20 protein-coding genes are annotated in these 20,648 nt (G+C 60.7%); 8 read left to right on the forward strand and 12 right to left on the reverse strand.

Annotation, left to right across the window (positions count from 1 at the left end):
- Window positions 1-910: 910 nt before the first annotated feature.
- The 6 genes from ACI512_RS00700 to ACI512_RS00725 all read right to left on the reverse strand — a co-directional run bounded on the left by ACI512_RS00700 (window position 911) and on the right by ACI512_RS00725 (window position 8,679).
- Window positions 911-1,681 (reverse strand): electron transfer flavoprotein subunit beta, encoded by a 771-nt coding sequence (locus ACI512_RS00700; protein ID WP_236380313.1) that lies wholly within the window; start codon window positions 1,679-1,681, stop codon window positions 911-913.
- Window positions 1,682-1,691: 10 nt separating this feature from the next.
- Window positions 1,692-2,912: an electron transfer flavoprotein subunit alpha/FixB family protein gene (locus ACI512_RS00705; protein WP_015886253.1), complete on the reverse strand. Its 1,221-nt coding sequence runs from the start codon at window positions 2,910-2,912 to the stop codon at window positions 1,692-1,694.
- Window positions 2,912-4,855: a dimethylglycine demethylation protein DgcB gene (gene dgcB / locus ACI512_RS00710; protein WP_064054274.1), complete on the reverse strand. Its 1,944-nt coding sequence runs from the start codon at window positions 4,853-4,855 to the stop codon at window positions 2,912-2,914. The genes ACI512_RS00705 and dgcB overlap by 1 nt, the downstream gene beginning before the upstream one ends.
- 170 nt (window positions 4,856-5,025) lie before the next feature.
- A complete protein-coding gene (gene dgcA / locus ACI512_RS00715; protein ID WP_015886255.1) occupies window positions 5,026-7,086 on the reverse strand; it encodes a dimethylglycine demethylation protein DgcA in 2,061 nt (686 codons plus the stop codon).
- A gap of 15 nt (window positions 7,087-7,101) precedes the next feature.
- Complete coding sequence (locus ACI512_RS00720) at window positions 7,102-7,632, reverse strand: DUF5943 domain-containing protein (RefSeq protein ID WP_236380314.1); 531 nt, start codon at window positions 7,630-7,632, stop codon at window positions 7,102-7,104.
- A 69-nt stretch (window positions 7,633-7,701) separates the two neighbouring features.
- Window positions 7,702-8,679: a dipeptidase gene (locus ACI512_RS00725; protein WP_015886257.1), complete on the reverse strand. Its 978-nt coding sequence runs from the start codon at window positions 8,677-8,679 to the stop codon at window positions 7,702-7,704.
- 219 nt (window positions 8,680-8,898) lie between these two features.
- Here ACI512_RS00725 and ACI512_RS00730 point away from each other — a divergent pair, with 219 nt between their 5' ends.
- The gene (locus ACI512_RS00730) at window positions 8,899-9,300 is read left to right on the forward strand and encodes a lysozyme inhibitor LprI family protein (RefSeq protein ID WP_016977792.1); all 402 of its coding nucleotides are present in this window, start codon (window positions 8,899-8,901) and stop codon (window positions 9,298-9,300) included.
- Between the two features lie 3 nt (window positions 9,301-9,303).
- Here ACI512_RS00730 and ACI512_RS00735 read toward each other — a convergent pair whose 3' ends face one another.
- On the reverse strand, window positions 9,304-10,542 hold the full coding sequence (locus tag ACI512_RS00735) for a type II toxin-antitoxin system HipA family toxin (RefSeq protein WP_236381374.1): 1,239 nt from the start codon (window positions 10,540-10,542) through the stop codon (window positions 9,304-9,306).
- Window positions 10,539-10,835 (reverse strand): helix-turn-helix domain-containing protein, encoded by a 297-nt coding sequence (locus tag ACI512_RS00740; protein ID WP_064054277.1) that lies wholly within the window; start codon window positions 10,833-10,835, stop codon window positions 10,539-10,541. Before ACI512_RS00740 ends, ACI512_RS00735 begins: the two co-directional genes overlap by 4 nt.
- A 217-nt stretch (window positions 10,836-11,052) precedes the next feature.
- Between ACI512_RS00740 and ACI512_RS00745 the strand changes: the two genes are divergently transcribed.
- Window positions 11,053-11,469 (forward strand): DUF3010 family protein, encoded by a 417-nt coding sequence (locus tag ACI512_RS00745; RefSeq protein ID WP_236381377.1) that lies wholly within the window; start codon window positions 11,053-11,055, stop codon window positions 11,467-11,469.
- Between the two features lie 7 nt (window positions 11,470-11,476).
- On the opposite strand, the gene ACI512_RS00750 is transcribed toward ACI512_RS00745, so the two are convergent.
- Both ACI512_RS00750 and ACI512_RS00755 read right to left on the reverse strand, forming a co-directional pair.
- A complete protein-coding gene (locus tag ACI512_RS00750; protein WP_064054279.1) occupies window positions 11,477-11,905 on the reverse strand; it encodes a hypothetical protein in 429 nt (142 codons plus the stop codon).
- A 237-nt stretch (window positions 11,906-12,142) separates the two neighbouring features.
- Window positions 12,143-13,087 (reverse strand): GlxA family transcriptional regulator, encoded by a 945-nt coding sequence (locus tag ACI512_RS00755; RefSeq protein ID WP_236381378.1) that lies wholly within the window; start codon window positions 13,085-13,087, stop codon window positions 12,143-12,145.
- 194 nt (window positions 13,088-13,281) lie between these two features.
- Between ACI512_RS00755 and ACI512_RS00760 the strand changes: the two genes are divergently transcribed.
- The 5 genes from ACI512_RS00760 (at window position 13,282) to ACI512_RS00780 (ending at window position 17,234) form a co-directional block, all read left to right on the forward strand.
- The gene (locus ACI512_RS00760; protein ID WP_231809634.1) at window positions 13,282-14,226 is read left to right on the forward strand and encodes a choline ABC transporter substrate-binding protein; all 945 of its coding nucleotides are present in this window, start codon (window positions 13,282-13,284) and stop codon (window positions 14,224-14,226) included.
- Window positions 14,227-14,313: 87 nt separating this feature from the next.
- A complete protein-coding gene (locus ACI512_RS00765) occupies window positions 14,314-15,201 on the forward strand; it encodes a 3-keto-5-aminohexanoate cleavage protein (protein WP_015886265.1) in 888 nt (295 codons plus the stop codon).
- A 65-nt stretch (window positions 15,202-15,266) separates the two neighbouring features.
- A complete protein-coding gene (locus ACI512_RS00770; RefSeq protein WP_236381382.1) occupies window positions 15,267-16,232 on the forward strand; it encodes an L-carnitine dehydrogenase in 966 nt (321 codons plus the stop codon).
- A gap of 13 nt (window positions 16,233-16,245) precedes the next feature.
- A complete protein-coding gene (locus ACI512_RS00775) occupies window positions 16,246-16,746 on the forward strand; it encodes a thioesterase family protein (RefSeq protein ID WP_064054282.1) in 501 nt (166 codons plus the stop codon).
- 224 nt (window positions 16,747-16,970) lie between these two features.
- Window positions 16,971-17,234: a hypothetical protein gene (locus ACI512_RS00780; RefSeq protein ID WP_015886268.1), complete on the forward strand. Its 264-nt coding sequence runs from the start codon at window positions 16,971-16,973 to the stop codon at window positions 17,232-17,234.
- Between the two features lie 95 nt (window positions 17,235-17,329).
- Here ACI512_RS00780 and ACI512_RS00785 read toward each other — a convergent pair whose 3' ends face one another.
- Both ACI512_RS00785 and ACI512_RS00790 read right to left on the reverse strand, forming a co-directional pair.
- Window positions 17,330-18,433: a GlxA family transcriptional regulator gene (locus ACI512_RS00785; protein WP_005792167.1), complete on the reverse strand. Its 1,104-nt coding sequence runs from the start codon at window positions 18,431-18,433 to the stop codon at window positions 17,330-17,332.
- Window positions 18,434-18,954: 521 nt separating this feature from the next.
- Window positions 18,955-20,331: an L-serine ammonia-lyase gene (locus ACI512_RS00790; RefSeq protein ID WP_236381384.1), complete on the reverse strand. Its 1,377-nt coding sequence runs from the start codon at window positions 20,329-20,331 to the stop codon at window positions 18,955-18,957.
- Window positions 20,332-20,335: 4 nt separating this feature from the next.
- Here ACI512_RS00790 and ACI512_RS00795 point away from each other — a divergent pair, with 4 nt between their 5' ends.
- On the forward strand, window positions 20,336-20,551 hold the full coding sequence (locus tag ACI512_RS00795) for a hypothetical protein (protein ID WP_064054283.1): 216 nt from the start codon (window positions 20,336-20,338) through the stop codon (window positions 20,549-20,551).
- The last annotated feature ends 97 nt before the right edge of the window (window positions 20,552-20,648 follow it).

Below are 20,648 nucleotides of genomic sequence, written 5' to 3' on the forward strand. Positions count from 1 at the left end.
GCCTGCGATGGCGGTATGGGCTGATACAACGCCATCGCAGGCACCTCCCACATTAGCTTTCACCCATGATCAAAATTTGATCAACCCCCTTGCAGACCACTCGCACCCTGCCTTCCAGCCTTTCCCCAACAACTTATCCACAAAGCCACCCACAGCAATTGTGGGCAACTGTGCTATCCCCTAAAAATAAATGAAGAAAATCCGTGACTTATTCGTGCTGCCAGTTTTAACGCACAGCTGATCACTTTCTGACCAACACCGTGAAAGCCATGTAAAACGTGGCTTGTAGCGGTACGCAAACACCTTATCCACAGAAGCACCAACAGACTTTGGGGGCAAATTTGACGATGCTGTGGAAAACCGCTTCAAACCTTCATAAATCGCGGTTTACACGGGTTTTAGTCGAAAAAAACTGTGAATCGATCAGATTTTGACCAACTGAATGAAAGCCTTTATTTATAAGGGCTGCAGCCGAGAGCGAACACGTTATCCACAGAAGCGCCAACAGAGTATGGGGGCAAGTCGGCTGGGAAAAATGCACAGAGACAGTGAAAAACCCAAGTAAAAACCGTCAGTTAGCTTGGTTGTTTTTCGTACAGAGGGCTGCAGGGCTTGATTCACAGGGGCTGTGGACAACCGCGAACAGGTTATCCACAGACGGGTCAACAGGGATTGTGGGTAAGCCCAAGGGACTTCAAGTTTGGAGAGCTGGCTTCCCTGCTGTAGCCATTGGAATCTACACATCTTTGTAGTGAGCGGGCTTGCCCCGCGCTGGGGGGCGAAGCCGCCCCAAACCAAACGACTTGGTTTTATCTGAAACTCAGCGGCGTATTTATTGGGGCGGCTTCGCCCCCCAGCGCGGGGCAAGCCCGCTCACTACAGGTACAGATACGCCTGCTCCCACAGGGGATCAGCGTACGACGCCTTCCTCAACCAACAGCTTGAGAATGGCCTCGGCGCCCGCTTCCGGAGTGAGGCCCTTGAGCACTTGCCCACCGCCGCCGCTGGCCTTGGCCGTGGCGGCTTTCATACGATCGGCGCCGCTCTTGGCCTTGATCACCTTGAGCCGCTTGGGCCGAGGCTTGGCCGGTTGCAGCACGGCCACTGTGTATAACGCGTCCTGCTCGACTTCAACTTCGTGAGCCGCCAGTTCACCGCGCTGCGCCGGGCCGTACGCACTTTGCCGAGGCTTGGGCGCGGCGTTATCCACGGTCGCCAGGAACGGCAAACGCACCTTCAACCGGCGCCGCTGGCCGCGTGGCAGGGCTTGCAGCACATGGGCCACGCCCGCTTCGATCGATTCAACCTGCGCCAGCCCGACAATCAGCGGCCAGCCCAACTGCTCGGCCAGCAAGAACGGCAACATGCCCGAGCCTTCACCGGTTTCGGCCTGGCTGCCAGTGAGCACCACCTGGGCACCGGCATCGCGCAAGTACTCACTGAGTACCGGCAACGCATCGCTGCCAGCCGGTTGCTCCAGTACATGTAACTCTGGCAAGCCCATGCCCAGGTAACTGCGCAGTGTCGGTTCGGCGATGTTGCCGGCGTGCAGCACCTGCAACTTATCCCCAGCCATTTGCAGGCCCAGTTCGACGGCGCGCGCGTCCTGCTCGGCACGGCGCGGGCGCCTGGAGGTAGGGTGGGCACCGATGGACACCAGGCTGATTACATTCGTCGTCATGGTCATATCCTTAAGCAGCATCGCGCTTGGCGCCGTTGCGGTAGGTCTCGACCGCCGCGATCAAGGCTTGCAGTATCGCGGCACTTTCGCCGATGACCGAGAGGTCGGCACGCTTGATCATGTCGCAGCCAGGATCCAGGTTGATCGCCACCACCTTGTCGCAGGCGCCGATGCCCTGCAGGTGCTGGATCGCCCCGGAAATGCCCACGGCCACATACACCCGCGCCGTGACCCAGGTGCCGCTGGCGCCCACCTGACGGTCACGCGCCATGAAGCCATCGTCCACTGCGACGCGGGAGGCGCCTTCGGTGGCACCCAACGCCGCAGCGGTCTGGTGGAACAGCGCCCAGTCCTTCACCCCATTGCCACCGGAAAAAATGAATTCGGCCTCGGCCATGGGAATAGCCCCCGGGTCCACCGCCACCGCGCCGAGGTCCTCGATACGCGGCAAGCTGCGCGCCAGGGCTGTGGATAACTCCACAGGCAACGCTTCGTGACGGGTTTCGCTGACGGGCTCCGCGCACTCTACGGCAGCCAGGATCAGGCGCGGCAGCGGCCGGGCCAAGTCTTCCTGGCCAGCACCGGCGCGGCCGATGCACTCGTCGCCCTTGATCTGCCACACCCGCGTGGCCGGGCGTTCCTTGAGGCTCGCGGCAAAACGTCGGCCCAGTTCGCCGCCACCGCTGCGGCTGTCCGGCAGCAACCAATGACGCGGATTGAACTGGTTATCCACAGCGCGCAAACCTTGAACACGTTGCTCCGGTGAATAACCGTCGAATTCGTGGCCCTCAAGCACCAGCAGACGGTCGACGCCAGCGGTGGCAAACGCACTTTCCTTGTGCTCGCCAAACACTACCGCCAGCACCGCGCCGTCGCTGCCGGCGAGTTGCCGCGCCAGGCCAAGCAGGTCGCGGTCGTGGCTGCTCAGGCGGCCGCCCACCATGTCCGGCACCACGTTGATGTAGAACGCAGGCGCAGGCACCTGATGCAGCGGCAACTGCACTTCCACCGCCGCCGTGCGCTTGGCCGCGCCGCCCTGCTGGGCACCGCTGCGGTCGATACGCTTGATGCCGTTGGGGCCGATGAAACCGACGCCGTGTACGTTCTTGCGAATGACACCGTTAGGTCCCATCCAACTGTGTTGTACCGGCTGCATGGCCGCGTGCAGCGGGTGCAAGCGGTTGCGGGCGATCCATTCGGCCCGTGGGTCGCGGCGGATAATGTCGCTCATCAATGCACCTCCGCAGGTTCAAGTTTGGCCGGGGCCTTCGCCGGTGCGGCGTCTTCCAGCAACGCATCAGCCACCAACTCCGCGATGTCCTTAATCAATGGGCGCGGCTCGACCACACCTTCCAGCATCGCGGTACATTGCGGGCAACCCACGGCCACCAGCTCGGCGCCGGTTTCGCGGATGTCGTCCATGCGCATGTCCGGGATACGTTGCTTGCCGGGAATGTCAGTAATCGGCGCCCCACCCCCACCGCCGCAGCAGCGAGAACGGAAGCCCGAGCGTTGCATCTCCTTGACCTCGATGCCCAGCGCCCGCAGCACTTGGCGCGGCGCCTCGTATTCGCCGTTGTAGCGGCCCAGGTAGCACGGGTCGTGATAGGTCACGCTGTTGCCCTTGTGCTGGCCCAGGTTCAGCGCGCCCTCGCCGATCAACTCGGCCATGAAGGTACTGTGGTGCTGCACGAGGTAGTTGCCGTTAAAGGCGCCGTACTCGTTCTTCAGCACGTGGAAACTGTGCGGGTCGCACGTGACGATGCGCTTGAAGCTGTACTTGGCCAACGTCTGGATATTGCGCGTGGCCAGCAACTGGAATGTCGCTTCATCGCCCAGACGGCGGGCTACATCACCGCTGTCGCGCTCTTCCAGGCCGAGCACGGCAAAGTCCACCTTGGCCGCTTTGAGCACTTTGACAAAGGCTCGCAGCGTGCGCTGGTTACGCATGTCGAAGGCGCCATCGCCGACCCAGAACAGCACCTCGGCACTGCCCTTGTCGCTGAGCAACGGCAGGTTCAGATCCGCCGCCCAGTTCAGGCGACCACCCGGTGCGAAACCGCCGGGGTTGTCGGTGGCGATCAAATTCTCGAGGACTTCGGCGCCCTTGTTCGGCGTGGCCCCTTTTTCCAGGGTGAGGTGGCGGCGCATGTCGACGATGGCGTCCACGTGCTCGATCATCATCGGGCACTCCTCCACACAGGCACGGCAGGTGGTGCATGACCACAGGGTCTCGGCGTCCACCAGGCCGTTGACGATGGGCTGGTGCGGGTTGCCGCTGTGTTCGCCGATCGGTTTGCCTGGATAGGGGCTGCCGGCAAATTTGGCATCGGTGCCGCCGGCCAGGCCGACCACCATGTCCTGGATCAGCTTTTTCGGGTTCAGCGGCTGGCCGGCGGCGAACGCCGGGCACGCAGCCTCGCACTTGCCGCATTGCACGCAGGCGTCGAAACCGAGCAGTTGGTTCCAAGTGAAATCCTTGGGTTTCTCCACGCCCAGCGGCGCGGACTTGTCGCTGAGGTCCAGCGGCTTCAAACCGGTGGAACGGCCACCGCCAAAGCGTTCGGCGCGGCGGTGCCAGGCCAGGTGCAAGGCACCGGCGAAGGCGTGTTTCATCGGGCCGCCCCAGGTCATGCCGAAGAACATCTCGGACACGCCCCACAACACACCGACGCTGAGCAGCGCAGCGAGCAGCCAGCCGCCAAAATCAGCCGGCAGGATTCCGGCCACCGGCAGCGTCACCAGGAAGAAACTCACCGAGAACGCCATGAGGCTTTTCGGCAGGCGCATCCACGGGCCTTTCGACAGGCGCGACGGCGGATTGCGCCGCCGCAGGTAGACGAACGTGGCGCCAACAAACATCAGCACCGAGGCCAGCAGCAAGGCGTAGCCGAGGATGCGGTTATGCAGGCCGAAACCGTGTACGAGGATCGCCAGCAGCGCCGACAGCACAAACCCCAGCGCGGTCGCGACGTGGGTGTTGGCGATGTATTTGTCGCGGGCGACCACGTGGTGCAGGTCAACCATGTAGCGCTTGGGCATGGCCAGCAGGCCGCCCAGCAGGTCAACCTTGGAAGCGCGGCCACGGCGCCACATGTTCACCCGGCGCAGGGCGCCGAGGACGGCCAGGCCCAACGCGGCAAACAACAGAATAGGCAGCAAGGTGTTCAACATGGTGAAGCTCCCACAGACCACACAGGTCTACTGTGAAACTGGCCTTAATGTGGGAGGGGGCGTGCTCCCGATGGCGGCGAATCAGCCACACATGCATCAACTGACACACTGCCATCGGGAGCAAGCCCCCTCCCACCTTTGGACCGAGTCCACATTATTTCGGTGTCGGGTCAGAAATCCTTGCACAAGCGCAGGGCGTCATAGATCGCAGCGTGGGTATTACGCTGCGCCACACAGTCGCCAATGCGGAACAGCAAGTACCCGTCACCCGCCTCGCTCAAGCACGGCTGGGGCTTGATCGCGAACAAGGCTTCGACGTCGATCTGGCCCTTGTTGCGCGAGCCTTCCTTGAGCGCATAGTAGATGGCTTCATCCGGACGCACGCCGTTTTCAACCACCACCTGGTCGACCACCCGTTCCTCTTTGGCGCCGGTGTATTCGTTCTCCAGCACCGCCACCAGCTTGTCGCCCTCGCGGTAGACCTTTTCCAGCATCATGTCGCCGGTCATGATCACTTCCTTGGGGTACATGCTGCGGTAGTAGGTCGGGAACGACGTACCGCCGATGGCCACGCCCGGTTTGATATCGTCGGTGACGATCTCGACCTGGCTGCCTTTGTCCGCGAGGAAATCCGCGACCGACATGCCGGTGAATTCACAGATGGTGTCGTACACCAACACGTTTTTACCCGGTGCGACCTTGCCGTCGAGCACGTCCCAACTGCTGACGACCAAGCCTTCGGCCGCGCCCCAGTGTTCGTTCTGCTCCACATTCGGGTGCCCGCCCACTGCCAGCACCACCACATCCGGGCGCAGGTCCAGGATGGTGTCGGCATCGGCCGCCACGCCCAGGCGCAGGTCAACTTTCAAACGTGCCAGCTCCAACTGGAACCAGCGGGTGATCCCGGCAATCTGATCGCGCTGTGGCGCTTTCGAGGCGGTGGTGATCTGCCCGCCGATAAACTCTTTCTTTTCGAGCAGGGTCACGTCGTGGCCACGTTCGGCAGCCACGCGTGCGGCTTCCATCCCGGCCGGGCCGGCACCGACCACCACAACTTTGCGTTTGGGTCCGGTGGACTTCTCGATGATGTGCGGCACGCCCATGTATTCACGGGAAGTCGCAGCGTTCTGGATGCACAGCACATCCAGGCCCTGATACTGGCGGTCGATGCAATAGTTGGCGCCGACGCACTGCTTGATCTGGTCGATCTGACCCATCTTGATCTTGGCGATCAGGTGCGGGTCGGCGATGTGTGCACGGGTCATGCCGACCATGTCCACATAGCCGCCTTCCAGAATGCGCGTGGCCTGGTTCGGGTCCTTGATGTTCTGCGCGTGCAGCACCGGGACCTTGACCACTTCCTTGATACCGGCGGCCAGGTGCAGGAACGGCTCCGGTGGGTAACTCATGTTGGGGATAACGTTGGCCAGGGTGTTGTGGGTGTCGCAACCCGAGCCCACCACGCCGATGAAATCGAGCATGCCAGTGTCGTCGTAATACTTGGCGATCTGCTTCATGTCCTCGTGGGACAGGCCGTCCGGGTGGAACTCGTCGCCGCACAGGCGCATACCCACGCAGAAGTCGTCACCGACCTCGGCACGCACGGCTTTGAGGACTTCCAGGCCGAACTTCATGCGGCCTTCAAAGCTACCGCCCCACTCGTCGGTACGCTTGTTGACCCGTGGGCTCCAGAACTGGTCGATCATGTGCTGGTGCACGGCCGACAGCTCCACACCGTCCAGGCCACCGGCCTTGGCGCGCTTGGCGGCGCTGGCGTAGTTACCGATCACGCGCCAGATTTCCTCGGGCTCGATGGTCTTGCAGGTGGCACGGTGCACCGGCTCACGCACGCCGGACGGCGACATCAGGGTAGGCCAGTTGAAGCCGTCCCAACGCGAGCGACGGCCCATGTGGGTAATCTGGATCATGATCTTGGCGCCATGCTTGTGCATGGCGTCAGCCAGGTTCTGGAAGTGCGGGATGATACGGTCGGTGGACAGGTTGACCGAGCTCCACCACTCCTGCGGACTGTCGATGGCGACCACCGAGGAACCGCCGCAGATCGCCAGGCCGATGCCGCCCTTGGCTTTCTCTTCGTAATACTTCACATAGCGGTCGGTGGTCATGCCGCCGTCGGTGGCATACACCTCGGCGTGAGCGGTGCTGAGCACGCGGTTGCGGATGGTCAGTTTGCCGATCTGGATCGGCGCAAACATTGCTTCGAAAGCCATGGCACGGTCCTCGGCTTACAACGGCTTGACGGTGAACAGGCCGTCATCGTGGCCCTCTTCGGAGCCTCCGTAGACTTGTTCGGCGACGGTGCGGATCTTGCTTGCGCGCGCTTCGAGAATCTGGTCCATCGCGCCGGCAAACCAGCCAGTGAACATGTAGTCCACTTTGCGCCCGACCTTGCCGTACACGTAGACGAACGCCGAGTGTTCGAGCTTGACGCTGGCGGTGCCTTTGTCGAGGTCGATGTCCTGGATCTTGAACAGGCCCCAGCCGCGTTGCGACAGGCGCTTCATGTAATGCTCGAACACCGCGACACCTTCCAGGCCGTGGCACTCGGCTTCTTTTTCACACCAGTGCCAGGCGGATTTGTAGCCGGCCTTGTAGAGGATCTCGGCATAGGCGTCGGCGCCCAGCACTTCTTCGATGCCGATGTGGTTATTCACGAAAAAATGACGTGGCACGTACAACATCGGCAGGGCGTCGGAAGTCCAGACACCGGTTTCGCTGTCGACTTCGATAGGCAATTGCGGGGCGATCTTGGCCATGGAAACTTAACTCCAGAAAATTCTTGGTAGTGCCCCCGACGCGAACGGCCGGGGGAGAAATGCGGTGGCTTATTCGCCCCAGACGTCCTTGAGCACGTTGACCCAGTTCTCGCCCATGATCTTGCGCACCACGCGCTCAGGATGGCCGCGCTTGAGCAGGGTCTCGGTGAGGTTGGGGAACTCGCCCACGGTGCGGATGCCCAGCGGGTTGATGATCTTGCCGAAGCTGGTCAGGCGGCGTGCGTAGCCCTTGTCATGGGTCAGCATTTCGAAGAAATCCTGGCCATGGCCCTGGGTGAAGTCGGTGCCGATGCCGATCGCGTCTTCACCGACGATGTTCATGGTGTATTCGATGGCTTCGGCGTAGTCGTCGATGGTCGAATCGATGCCCTTGGCCAGGAACGGCGCGAACATGGTCACGCCGACAAAGCCGCCGTGGTCAGCGATGAACTTCAGCTCTTCATCGGATTTATTGCGCGGGTGCTCTTTGAGCCCGGACGGCAGGCAGTGCGAATAGCACACCGGTTTCTTCGATTCGAGGATGACTTCTTCGGACGTCTTGGAGCCCACATGGGACAGGTCGCACATGATGCCGACGCGGTTCATCTCGCCGACCACCTCACGGCCAAAGCCCGACAGGCCGCCATCACGCTCGTAGCAACCGGTGCCGACCAGGTTCTGGGTGTTGTAGCACATCTGCACCACACCGACGCCGAGCTGCTTGAAGATCTCGACGTAGCCGAGCTGGTCTTCGAAGGCATGGGCGTTCTGGAAGCCGAAAATGATGCCGGTCTTGCCCTGTTCCTTGGCTTTGCGGATGTCCGCGGTGGTTTTCACCGGGATCACCAAGTCACTGTTCTCACGGATCAGGGTCTGGCTGGCCACGATATTGTTGATGGTGGCCTGGAACCCTTCCCACACCGACACCGTGCAGTTGGCAGCCGTGAGGCCACCTTTGCGCATGTCTTCGAACAGGTCGCGGTTCCACTTGGCAATAATCAGCCCGTCGATAACGATGCTGTCGGCGTGCAATTCGGCTGGGCTCATCAGGCGTCCCCTTATTGGCGATTCATGCGCCGAATCGTCTGCCGGCGCTTTGGGGCCAGCATATGCCCAGGGGCCGACGGAGCCGGGTGCAAAAACGACAGGGGAATTGCCGAAAGCGTCAATCCACGACAAAGGCTGTTAAGAGAGGTCTGACTGGCGACTGTTCTTTGTCTTACGCTTGAGCCAGAATTCCCGCATCACCTGATATGAGACGGCGCAATGAAATCGATTTTCCTGGCTTTGGCACTCATCGCAACCGGCGTTCACGCGGCCGAAGACACCGATAGCACGCCGTGCGACGGCATCGAAAACGACAAGCAAACCCTGGAATGCGCCTCTTACAACAAAACCACTGCCGAGCAACTGCTCAAGGACAACTATCAGGGCCTGCTCGAACGCATGGCTTCGACCTATGGCAGCGACAAGACCAAACTGGCCGACATTACCGCTCGTCTGAAGGACGCCCAGCAGAAATGGGAAAAACTGCGCGATGCCGATTGCGCCGTGGATACGTTCCCGGCCGTGAACGGCACCAAGGCCTATGCGATTGCGCAGAATGATTGTTTGGCGCGGATGAGTGATGAGCGGTCGGAGTTTTTGGAGTCGATCGGGCAGGAGTGACGGCTAGAAGGCTTTCCATATTGAGTTGAAGGCCATTTGCAGATGATCACGCTGAGTGTTGTCGATATGGAGGTCCGCGCAATGCTGGCTCCACTTCGACAAGGCCTCCATGGTCTGCTCGATGTAAAGCTCGGGTTCGAGAAAGCTGAAGGGTTCACAGACCTTCCTGATTGCCTGGCGTGATGGCTGGCCCGTACCTGCAAAGGCACAGGTATGCTCATTCCCGCGACCGCTGGTATTGGCAAACGTCAGGTCATAGGCTGGCGCCATCTGCCAGCCAGCCGAGGAGCCGAAGAACGAGAAGTTTTTTGCGTGATCGTCGCGATTGTGAGCCAACGCATTGAAGACCATCAGCCGAGCCATTTTCTGCACATCACCGGCGTTTTGGGTGATGGCGAAGGTCAGGCGCAACAGGTCGCCGTAGTCAAGGCTGGGCATGCGGAAATCGGCATACAGGATCGCCGCGCAAGTCAGCATATGGCGCTTGGTGTGACCGGTTCGGTCAAAGCGTCGAGTGTTGAAAAAACGCTCTAGTCCGGTATCCGTCTGTACCTCGAGCAGGCTTGAATCCGAGACTTCGACCCCCGCGTTACGAGCGATTTCGGCGTAGGCTTGTTCGATAGCGCCACTGTCGCGATGCTCGTCCTGACTGCGGAATTTGATCAACCAGTGTTCATAGCCTTCAGGCATCTCACCAAATGAAGAAATGGCCTGCTGCTTGTCGGTCGAGAGCCCAATGACTGCCTTTGGCCGCGCACCACCGGGAGAGCCTCCCGCCAGGCGCAATGACTCGATCACCTCGTGCGTTTCGCCAGACAATACGTTTTGCGAAGCTTGGTAAAGGGACGCCAGATCCAGCTCGCCTTGCTCTGAATCTTTCTCTAGCATCGGCCTGTACTCAAGCGCCCCCATGCCCCGATTGCCCATATAGGCCAGCCGGTCCAATGGGCGTATCGCACGCCGTTCAATTCCCAATTTCATGCGAAAGAAACGGTCCATCAGCAACAGCCCCCAGCCATCGGGCAACGAATCGCTGAACGCCCCTGGCAGGCCACCGAAAAGTAACTCGTCAGCTGCCAACTGAGGTGTGGAAGAAAAGTCCATGTACAACGGCGCCAGGTTGAAGCCGTTCGCCAGCCAACTCGGATCATACGAAAAATAAATCCCCCTGCCGGGTGCATCCACCAGCTCACCGACGTGTGAGCCTTGCAACATGACGTGCAGTGCGGAGACTGTTTTCATCGACGCCCTCGAAGCCTGGTTTGACTTTTCAATTCCTGGAGACTGATCGGCGGCGGCGCACTGAACAGATCCGCCATTTGCGCCCCTACCCCCAGGCTCATCGCGATCAGCAGTAAGGCATCAAGGGAAACCTTTCCGGTCGTTTCAAAGCGCTTGAGCGTGGACTCGGCCACCCCCGACTGGGCTGCCAAGGCTCGGCGAGAAAGGTTCTTGCTCAGCCGCAGTGCCTTGGCATTTCCAGCGATCTGCAAAGCAATCTCGCCGGGGGCGTAGAGAATATGGGTAAGGGCCATGGTTCGACCTCAAATGAGTGTTAGCAAGTGTAGCAGGCGCTGGATGAGTATTTTAAATAATGGATAACGGGCTATCCAAAAACCTTCATATATCAAAATAAAAGGTAATATATTATCTCTTATATGCTTACAAATTTGACCTCGCTTGCAGCACCTTTGACCCTCCCCAAAAGGTGCGCGACCATCTGCGTCATCTCACGTCCCTCAAGGCCAAACCATGAAAACCTGCGGCATCGAAATCAAAGGCAGCGAAGCCATCATCGCCGTCGCCTCCCTGGACAACCAGGCGCTGACCCATGTCGCCCTGGCGACCAAGAAAATCGCGCTGGACGACGACGATGAGGCTGCCAACGTCAAAGCCTTCGCGGCCCAGGTGAAGGCGTTTGTGCAGGAGAACGCCATCGAGCGCATCGCCATCAAGAAGCGCAGCAAGAAAGGTGAATTCGCGGGTGGCCCGACGACGTTCAAGATTGAAGGAGTTTTTCAGTTGCTGGACGGGGTTGAGGTGACATTGCTGTCGCCGCAGACCATCAATGCGCAGAACAAGAAGCACGCCTTTGATCTGCCTGCGACGCTCAACAAATATCAACACGAGGCTTATAAAACAGCCTGCTCGTGCCTGATGAAGAAGTAACCGGCCATCAGCTTTTGACACAGTGTTCCAGGCCGTGCCCACCGCCTTCGTATTCAGGGCCATAGTAATACTTGACGAAAGATACTTTACCGTCGGGGGTGGGTGTCACTTGTGCCACGCCCACGCCAAAGTCTTTTAAGGCTGGGTTGGTGTGGGCAAAGTAGATGCCCAGCGTATCTGCGGTCCCGGCGGCCATTCCGTCATAGCGGGACTTGTCTTCCAGGGTCAGGGTGAAAGTGTAGGCGGCGTACTTGCCTGTGCTTTGCGTGGCGTCGAGTTTCATGTCAACAACGCCCTTGAAGTTGCCGATATGTTTATCCTGGCCGTTGCACTCATAACGCCCGCTGTAATCGGCTCCGGTAAAGAGTGCAGGCGCCGGAGCAGCCCAAACTGGGGTGGAAACGAGTGCAATCACAGCAACTAGTTTTTTCAGCATGCCAACCTCTTATGGTTAAGTAATGACGCTCCTGGCACACGTGCCTTAACTTTCAAAGCACCTGGCCGAGAGCAACTTCAAGCCCATAGGACATTAGCAGCGACCCTCCATACGCCGTCGTTAATGATAGAAAACAAGAACTTTCCCACGTGCCAAATGAGTTTTCTTACGCCGACTTATCCGAAATTTCGTTGCAATGGAAACCAACCACACCACGTCACTTGCCTATAATTCGCGTCAAACCACCTCCCGTCGCCGATCCTCCCTTGGACACTTGGCAAACCTCGCCCGATAACTCCTGGTGAAATACGACGGCGACTCAAACCCACAGGCAATGCTCACCTCCAGCACGCTCAAATCACTCTGGCGCAACAACTGTCGGGCTTTTTCAAGGCGCAGGCCGAGGTAGAAGTTGCTCGGTGTGTCGTTCAGGTGCAGGCGAAACAGGCGCTCCAATTGCCGCCGGGTGACTTTGATCGCCTCGGCCAAGGCCAGTGTGCTCAGCGGTGGCTCGGTGTGTTGCTCCATCTCGCCGATCACTTGCACCAGTTTCTTGTTGTTGATGCCGTAGCGCGTGGCGATCTGCATGCGCTGGTGGTCTTTGCGTGGGCGGATACGGCTGAGCACGAATTGTTCGGAAACCTGGATCGCCAGCTCCGAGCCATGAGCCTGGGCGATCAGGTCGAGCATCAGGTCGATGGACGCCGTGCCGCCAGCGCAGGTGATGCGGCGGCGGTCGATTTCGAACAGCTCCTGGGTCACGCTCAGGTGCGGATAGGATTCCTTGAACGCGTCGATGGCTTCCCAGTGCAGGGTCAGGCGGTGGCCGTCGAGCAAACCGGCTTCGGCCAGTACACAGGCGCCGGTGTCGATGGCGCCGAGGGTCACGCCGTCATGGTCGAGGCGGCGCAGCCAGTGTTCCAGCGCAGGAGTGGCGAACTGCAGCGGCTCGAAGCCGGCCACCACCAGCAAGGTCGCGCCTTTTTTCAGCGGTTCCAGCGCTGCATCGGCGTTGACCGACATGCCATTGCTCGCCAGCACCGCGCCGCCGTCCGCGCTCAATATGTGCCAGCGGTACAACTCGCCGCGAAAGCGGTTGGCCACTCGCAGCGGTTCCAGCGCAGAGATAAACCCGATGGCCGAAAAACCCGGCATCAGCAGAAAGTAGAAATCCTGGGACATGGTGGCGCTCTCGTAATACGGGCAGCGTACTCACTGTGATACGCCAGTTCAACGGGCCATTCAAGAGCACAGGTCGCTGCAGTGCAAGAGCGGGTCGCCGCCGTGCGTTTTGTCGCCCCTAAAGCTACGTAACGTGGTCCCACGGCGCACAAAGACGCCGGACCCCACAATAACGACCTGCCGAGGGATCCACCATGAACCGACTGATTCGCCGCTGCGTGCTCGCACTCAGCGCCAGCGCCATCTTGAGCACCCACGTAATGGCCGCCGATGCGGCGTCCTGCCAGAACGTGCGCATGGGCGTGGTGAACTGGACCGACGTAATCGCCACCAGCGCCATGACCCAAGTGCTGCTCGACGGCCTCGGCTACAAGACCAAACAGACCAGCGCCTCCCAGCAAATCATCTTCGCCGGTATCCGCGACCAGCGCCTGGACCTGTTCCTGGGCTACTGGAACCCGCTGATGACCCAGACCATCACGCCGTTCGTCGACGCCAAGCAAGTCAAGGTGCTGGACAAGCCCAGCCTGGAAGATGCCCGCGCCACCCTCGCCGTGCCGACTTACCTGGCGGACAAAGGCCTGAAAACCTTCGCCGACATCGCCAAGTTCGAGAAAGAGCTGGGCGGCAAGATCTACGGCATCGAGCCAGGCTCGGGCGCCAACACCCAGATCAAGGCGATGATCGCCAAGAACCAGTTCGGCCTGGGCAAGTTCCAATTGGTCGAATCCAGTGAAGCCGGCATGCTCGCCGCCGTCGACCGCGCGGTTCGCCGCAAGGAAGCCGTGGTGTTCTTCGGCTGGGCGCCGCACCCGATGAACGTCAACGTCGCCATGACGTACCTCACCGGCAGCGACAACGCCCTGGGCCCGAACGAAGGCATGGCGACCGTGTGGACCGTGACCGCGCCAACCTACGCCGAACAGTGCCCCAACGTGCACAAACTGCTGACCAACCTGACCTTCACCGCCGCCGACGAGAGCCGGATGATGCAGCCGTTGCTGGATCACAAGGATGCCCTCGAGTCCGCCAAACAGTGGCTCAAGGATCACCCGCAGGACCAGGCGCGCTGGCTGGAAGGGGTGACCACCTTCGACGGCAAACCGGCGGCAGCCAACCTGCAATTGACCAGCAAGTAACCCCCTTTCAATCACCGCTTCGCGGTCACTTTCGACCGCGAACGGCATCGCCACGCCCTTGAAATCACGCCTGTAAGGAACCGCCTCATGAACCACGACGTCATCATCACCTGCGCACTCACCGGTGCTGGCGACACGACCAGCAGAAGCCCGCACGTGCCGGTCACCCCGAAACAAATCGCCGCCGCCGCCGTGGAAGCCGCCAAGGCCGGTGCCACCGTGGTGCATTGCCACGTGCGCGACCCCGAAACCGGCAAGTTCAGCCGCGACGTTGCCCTGTACCGTGAAGTGATGGAGCGCATCCGTGAGGCCGACATCGACATCATCGTCAACCTCACCGCCGGCATGGGCGGCGACCTGGAGATCGGCGGCGGCGAGCACCCGATGGAATTCGGCCCCAACACCGACCTGGTCGGCCCGCTGACTCGCCTGGCCCACGTGGAAGAGCTGCTGCCGGAAATCTGCACCCTCGACTGCGGCACGCTGAACTTCGGCGATGGCGACACCATTTACGTGTCCACCCCGGCGCAGCTGCGGGCGGGTGCCAAACGCATCCAGGCATTGGGCGTGAAAGCCGAGCTGGAAATATTCGACACCGGCCACCTGTGGTTCGCCAAACAGATGATCAAGGAAGGCCTGCTGGACGACCCGCTGTTCCAATTGTGCCTGGGCATCCCGTGGGGCGCGCCGGCCGACACCACCACCATGAAAGCCATGGTCGACAACCTGCCCGCCGACGCTGTGTGGGCCGGCTTCGGCATCGGCCGCATGCAAATGCCAATGGCCGCACAAGCGGTGTTGCTGGGCGGCAACGTGCGGGTCGGCCTGGAAGACAACCTGTGGCTGGACAAAGGCGTGCTCGCCACTAACGGTCAGTTGGTGGAGCGAGCGAGTGAAATTCTCAGCCGCCTGGGCGCGCGAGTCATGACCCCGGCCGAAGGCCGCATCAAGATGGGTTTGACCAAACGCAGCTAGTCAAAACGGTGGGAGGGGGCTTGCCCCCTCCCACAAGGGATCACTGAACTCTTTAGGACGTCGCCATGAGCTTTATCACTGAAATCAAAACCTTCGCCGCCCTCGGCAGCGGTGTTATCGGCAGCGGCTGGGTGGCTCGCGCCCTGGCCCACGGCCTGGATGTGGTCGCCTGGGACCCCGCGCCCGGTGCCGAAGCGGCGCTGCGCAAGCGCGTCGCCAACGCTTGGGGCGCCCTGGAAAAACAAGGCCTCGCACCGGGCGCATCCCAGGACCGCCTGCGCTTTGTCGCGACCATCGAAGCGTGCGTGAAAGACGCCGACTTCATCCAGGAAAGCGCCCCGGAGCGCCTGGAACTCAAACTGGATCTGCACAGCCAGATCAGCGCCGCAGCCAAGCCGAACGCGTTAATTGGTTCAAGCACTTCGGGCTTGTTGCCAAGCGAGTTCTACGAAGGTTCGACTCACCCCGAGCGCTGCGTGGTCGGTCACCCGTTCAACCCGGTCTACTTGCTGCCGCTGGTGGAAGTGGTGGGCGGCAAGCACACAGCGCCAGAGGCGATCCAGGCGGCGATCAAGGTGTATGAATCACTCGGCATGCGCCCGCTGCATGTGCGCAAGGAAGTGCCCGGTTTTATCGCTGACCGCCTGTTGGAAGCGCTATGGCGCGAGGCGCTGCACTTGGTCAACGATGGTGTGGCCACCACCGGCGAGATCGATGACGCGATCCGCTTTGGCGCGGGCCTGCGCTGGTCGTTCATGGGCACCTTCCTCACCTATACCCTGGCGGGTGGTGATGCCGGCATGCGGCATTTCATGGCGCAGTTCGGTCCGGCGCTGCAGCTGCCGTGGACCTACCTGCCGGCGCCGGAACTGACCGAAAAGTTGATTGACGATGTGGTCAACGGCACCAGCAATCAACTGGGCAAGCACAGCATTTCGGCGCTGGAGCGCTATCGTGATGATTGCCTGCTGGCGGTGCTGGAGGCGGTGAAAACCACTAAGGCCAAACACGGCATGAACTTCGCCGAATAACGGAAACCCTGACATGCCCGCACTCACCACCTACACCACCCAGGTCCACCCCGAGTGGGTGGACTACAACGGCCACTTGCGCGACGCGTTCTACCTGCTGATCTTCAGCTACGCCACCGATGCATTGATGGACACCCTGGGCCTGGACAGTGAAAACCGCGAAGCCAGCGGCCACTCGCTGTTCACCCTGGAGCTGCACCTGAACTACCTGCACGAAGTGAAACGGGGCGCCGACGTCGAAGTGCATACGCAACTGATCGCGCACGATGCCAAGCGCCTGCACCTCTATCACAGCCTGCATCTTGTGGGTGAAGAACGGGAGCTGGCGGGCAACGAACAGATGCTCTTGCACGTCGACCTCGCCGGCCCGCATTCGGCGCCGTTCACCGAGGCCACGCTGGAAAAACTCGCGGCCATCAGCGCTCAACAGGCTGACCTCGCGCGCCCCGTACTCCTTGGCCGAGTGATAGGGCTGCCACCGTCGCAGGCAAAAAAAGCCCCGATCAAGCCGTGACAGGATCGGGGCAGAGTGCTTTGTGTGGCGTGACATCCCGAGGGTGACCAAACCTTCAAGTTGCTTGCCTGGCGTTCAGTGTGCCTATTACTTCTGCCGGTCAGTGCCTCGAAAACGACCTGTTCATAGCCATCTGAGGCATTCGTGCAATCTGCCCTTGCCGACCGGTTGAGTGGCTACCAGAATCCCAGTCAGACCCCGCCCCCTTCACCAGGATAAACGTCATGATGCATGCGGATTTGATTGACCAGGATGACCTGCTGGGCCAACTGCGCTCGCTGGGTTTCGACGTGTCCAGCGGCGCCACCGCCGAACAGGCTTGCGAGTGCGCGGTGCGCGGTTTGAACGAAGCACGGGCCAGGGCGCTCAAGGGCATGGTTGAGCAGATGTACAGCGGCAGTGCGACGATTTTGCCGGCAGTGAGGCAGGCGATCGATAAGCAGTTGTTGCCGGCACTGGTGCAGTTCAGGCAGAACTCTGGCGCCTGATAGATTGCTATCGGGGGCAAGCCCCCTCCCACAGGTTGATGTGTGAACACAGTCAAAGGTGGGAGGGGGTTTGCTCCCGATGCAGACGACTCGGTCTACAGCCGTACGCTGGCAAACGTCGACTCATTACGCGCCTGGCTTAACGCCGACATCGGCCCCGACAACGGTGACAACACCAGCGCCTGCGGAATCGGCATCATCGCCACTTGCTGGGTGGTGTTGGAACCTACACGCTCATCCCGTGGCGGAATGCCGAAGTATTCGCGGTAGCACTTGGAGAAGTGCGGTGTAGAGACAAAGCCACACACCGATGCCACTTCGATGATCGACATCGGCGTTTGCTTGAGCAACTGCCGCGCACGGATCAGGCGCAATTTGAGGTAGTAGCGTGACGGCGAACAATGCAGGTATTTCTGGAACAAGCGCTCCAACTGGCGACGGGACACGGCGACGTACACGGCCAGTTCATCCAGGTCGATCGGCTCTTCCAGGTTGGCTTCCATCAGCGCCACGATTTCCTGCAGCTTGGGCTGGTTGGTGCCGAGCATGTGCTTGAGCGGCACCCGCTGGTGATCCTGTTCGTTGCGAATGCGTTCGTACACAAACATCTCGGAGATGGCGGCCGACAGTTCGCGACCGTGATCGCGGCTGATCAGGTGCAGCATCATGTCCAGCGGCGCGGTGCCGCCGGAGCTGGTGAAGCGGTTGCGGTCGAGGGTAAACAGGCGTGTGCTCATGGCCACGCGGGGGAAGGCTTCCTGCATCGACGCCAGGCATTCCCAGTGCACGCTGCAATCAAAACCGTCGAGCAAACCGGCGCAGGCCAGGGCCCAACTGCCTGTGCACACCGCACCCAGGCGACGGGATTGGCGCGCCTGGCTTTGCAGCCACGACACATGTTCACGGGTAACGGTGCGCTGGATACCCACGCCGCCGCACACGATCACCGTGTCCAGGGCCGGGGCTTTGTGCATGGAGGCATCGGGGGTGATTTGCAGACCGTCGCTGGCCCACACTTGGTTTCCATCGACGCTCAAGGTCGTCCAGCGGTACAGCTCACGGCCGGACAACTGGTTGGCCATGCGCAGCGGTTCGACTGCGGATGCCAGGGAAATCAGCGTGAAATTGTCCAGCAGCAAAAAGCCGATGGATTGAGGCGCACGGTTCTGGGGTTGAGCCCCTGAGTTGAACGACGTCATCGCGGTATCTCCTCACACAAAGCGGGTGGTGGCCTCAGGCGAGGCTCTTGTTATTGCGCTCAGCCTAAGGAAGGCGACGCTTTAGGATTGATAGAGCAAATGCCATGCCTAAAATTGAATGGCCATTCAATAACTCCTGAAAACGACCTGATGACGCGTCTATATAAGCCCGCGCAGGAAGTGCGGGATATGACCTGAAAAGGACGTCAGAGCGAGCCTGCTCAAGCTGTGTGAGCAGTTCGGTAGCACTTGTGGGAAGGCGCTTTGAGGGTGTGGGAAACGTCTGTCACCACACGCACAGCTGACGGGTGGTCGAGAGCAAAATCGTTTGGAGGCTACTTATCTGTTTGCGACGCGCCAAAAGGTGGCGCTTTTGCTTTGGGTGTTCACTTTATGCGCAGTCTGCCGACCCTTTGTGGCGAGGGAGCTTGCTCCCGCTGGAGTGCGCAGCGCTCCCAGGATCTTGGGGCCGCTACGCAGCCCAGCGGGAGCAAGCTCCCTCGCCACAAAAGCTGATCAGGTCAACACTCTACTGCGCTGACCGCCAACCCACCCCGCGATGTCTCTTTGTACTTGTCATGCATATCCGCCCCGGTATCCCGCATGGTGCGGATCACCCGGTCCAGGGAAATAAAGTGCTGGCCGTCGCCACGCAAAGCCATCTGCGCCGCATTGATCGCCTTCACCGCTGCAATGGCATTGCGCTCGATGCAAGGCACTTGCACCAGCCCACCCACGGGGTCGCAGGTCAGGCCCAGGTTGTGCTCCAGGCCGATTTCGGCGGCGTTGCACAGTTGCTCCGGCGTGGCGCCGAGGATCTCCGCCAGCCCGGCGGCGGCCATGGCGCAGGCCGAGCCTACCTCCCCCTGGCAGCCGACTTCGGCGCCGGAAATCGAGGCGTTTTTCTTGCACAGGATGCCGACCGCCGCCGCGCCGAGCAGGTAGTCGACCACGTTGGCTTCCGTCACCTCCTCGCTGAATTTCATGAAGTAATGCAGCACCGCCGGAATAATCCCCGCCGCACCGTTGGTGGGTGCCGTGACCATGCGCCCACCGGCCGCGTTTTCCTCGTTCACCGCCAGGGCAAACAGATTGACCCATTCCATCGCGCTCAAGGTCGAGCCGATCACATTCGGCTTGCCCAACTCCTGCAAACTGCGGTGCAGCTTGGCGGCGCGGCGGCGCACGTTCAGGCCGCCGGGCAGGATGCCTTCGTGCTTGAGGCCCTGCTCCACGCAATCCTGCATGGCGCGCCAGAGCTTCATCAGGCCACTGCGGATTTCTTCTTCCGAGCGCCAGGTTTTTTCGTTGGCCAACATCAATTCGGCCACGCGCAGGTTGTGGGTCTTACACAGCTGTAACAGCTCCACCGCGCTGGAAAAATCATAGGGCAACTCGGTGCGGTCCATATCGGCCACGCCGCTTTGCGCCTGGGCCTCATCCACCACAAAGCCGCCCCCCACCGAATAGTAGGTGTCGCGGTGCAACTCACCGTTATCGTCGTACACCACCAAGGTCATGGCGTTGGGGTGGAAGGGCAGGTTTTCGTCCAGCAGGCGCATGTCACGGGCCCACACGAACGCCACGGGCAAGCGCCCGTCCAGCAGCAGGGTGTCGGTCTCGCGCAGGGTGTGGATCCGCAGGCCGATTTGCGCCGGATCGATCGCGTCCGGCCACTCGCCCATCAGGCCCATGATGGTGGCCGTGTCGCTGCCGTGGCCGATGCCCGTGGCCGACAAGGAACCGTAGAGCTGAACTTCAACGCGCCGAACCTGTTCCAACAGTTCACGTTCACGCAGTGCTTGAACGAACAACGCCGCGGCGCGCATGGGGCCGACGGTGTGAGAACTCGAAGGCCCGATGCCGATCTTGAACAGGTCGAAAACGCTGATAGCCATTGCCGTGAAACTCCTCGGTGAGTACGGGCCAGGCACCAAGGAGCTGCTACGCTCAGATCGCCCAGATGGCGGCATCATCAAGCTTTTATCCGCCCTCACGGCGTCTCACACCGACGTAACCATGCTCACCAGCGTCGCCCGTGCGCAATCACCTGTTTTGGCCGTTTTTGGCGGTGCAGATGGGCAAAAACTGCAGTTTTGCCTTGGGAAAAACCTGTAAGCGACGTCACCGACACTGGATGCGACCCTGCCTGTACTGGATACGACGCCCCCTGTAGGCGTCAGATTTTCACTGGTACATGATCAGTCTCGACTCG

This window comes from Pseudomonas petroselini (genome assembly GCF_045037875.1).
GTDB lineage: Bacteria > Pseudomonadota > Gammaproteobacteria > Pseudomonadales > Pseudomonadaceae > Aquipseudomonas > Aquipseudomonas petroselini.

Excerpts from the sequence above, each read along its gene's own strand:
- ACI512_RS00735 (WP_236381374.1), bottom strand. The coding sequence starts at position 10,542 with ATGAAAACAGTCTCCGCACTGCACGTCATGTTGCAAGGCTCACACGTC.
- ACI512_RS00780 (WP_015886268.1), top strand. The coding sequence starts at position 16,971 with ATGATGCATGCGGATTTGATTGACCAGGATGACCTGCTGGGCCAACTG.
- ACI512_RS00785 (WP_005792167.1), bottom strand. The coding sequence starts at position 18,433 with ATGACGTCGTTCAACTCAGGGGCTCAACCCCAGAACCGTGCGCCTCAA.
- ACI512_RS00700 (WP_236380313.1), bottom strand. The coding sequence starts at position 1,681 with ATGACGACGAATGTAATCAGCCTGGTGTCCATCGGTGCCCACCCTACC.
- dgcA (WP_015886255.1), bottom strand. The coding sequence starts at position 7,086 with ATGGCTTTCGAAGCAATGTTTGCGCCGATCCAGATCGGCAAACTGACC.
- ACI512_RS00760 (WP_231809634.1), top strand. The coding sequence starts at position 13,282 with ATGAACCGACTGATTCGCCGCTGCGTGCTCGCACTCAGCGCCAGCGCC.
- ACI512_RS00745 (WP_236381377.1), top strand. The coding sequence starts at position 11,053 with ATGAAAACCTGCGGCATCGAAATCAAAGGCAGCGAAGCCATCATCGCC.
- ACI512_RS00705 (WP_015886253.1), bottom strand. The coding sequence starts at position 2,912 with ATGAGCGACATTATCCGCCGCGACCCACGGGCCGAATGGATCGCCCGC.
- ACI512_RS00765 (WP_015886265.1), top strand. The coding sequence starts at position 14,314 with ATGAACCACGACGTCATCATCACCTGCGCACTCACCGGTGCTGGCGAC.
- ACI512_RS00750 (WP_064054279.1), bottom strand. The coding sequence starts at position 11,905 with ATGCTGAAAAAACTAGTTGCTGTGATTGCACTCGTTTCCACCCCAGTT.
- ACI512_RS00755 (WP_236381378.1), bottom strand. The coding sequence starts at position 13,087 with ATGTCCCAGGATTTCTACTTTCTGCTGATGCCGGGTTTTTCGGCCATC.
- ACI512_RS00725 (WP_015886257.1), bottom strand. The coding sequence starts at position 8,679 with ATGAGCCCAGCCGAATTGCACGCCGACAGCATCGTTATCGACGGGCTG.
- dgcB (WP_064054274.1), bottom strand. The coding sequence starts at position 4,855 with ATGTTGAACACCTTGCTGCCTATTCTGTTGTTTGCCGCGTTGGGCCTG.
- ACI512_RS00730 (WP_016977792.1), top strand. The coding sequence starts at position 8,899 with ATGAAATCGATTTTCCTGGCTTTGGCACTCATCGCAACCGGCGTTCAC.
- ACI512_RS00740 (WP_064054277.1), bottom strand. The coding sequence starts at position 10,835 with ATGGCCCTTACCCATATTCTCTACGCCCCCGGCGAGATTGCTTTGCAG.
- ACI512_RS00790 (WP_236381384.1), bottom strand. The coding sequence starts at position 20,331 with ATGGCTATCAGCGTTTTCGACCTGTTCAAGATCGGCATCGGGCCTTCG.
- ACI512_RS00770 (WP_236381382.1), top strand. The coding sequence starts at position 15,267 with ATGAGCTTTATCACTGAAATCAAAACCTTCGCCGCCCTCGGCAGCGGT.
- ACI512_RS00775 (WP_064054282.1), top strand. The coding sequence starts at position 16,246 with ATGCCCGCACTCACCACCTACACCACCCAGGTCCACCCCGAGTGGGTG.
- ACI512_RS00720 (WP_236380314.1), bottom strand. The coding sequence starts at position 7,632 with ATGGCCAAGATCGCCCCGCAATTGCCTATCGAAGTCGACAGCGAAACC.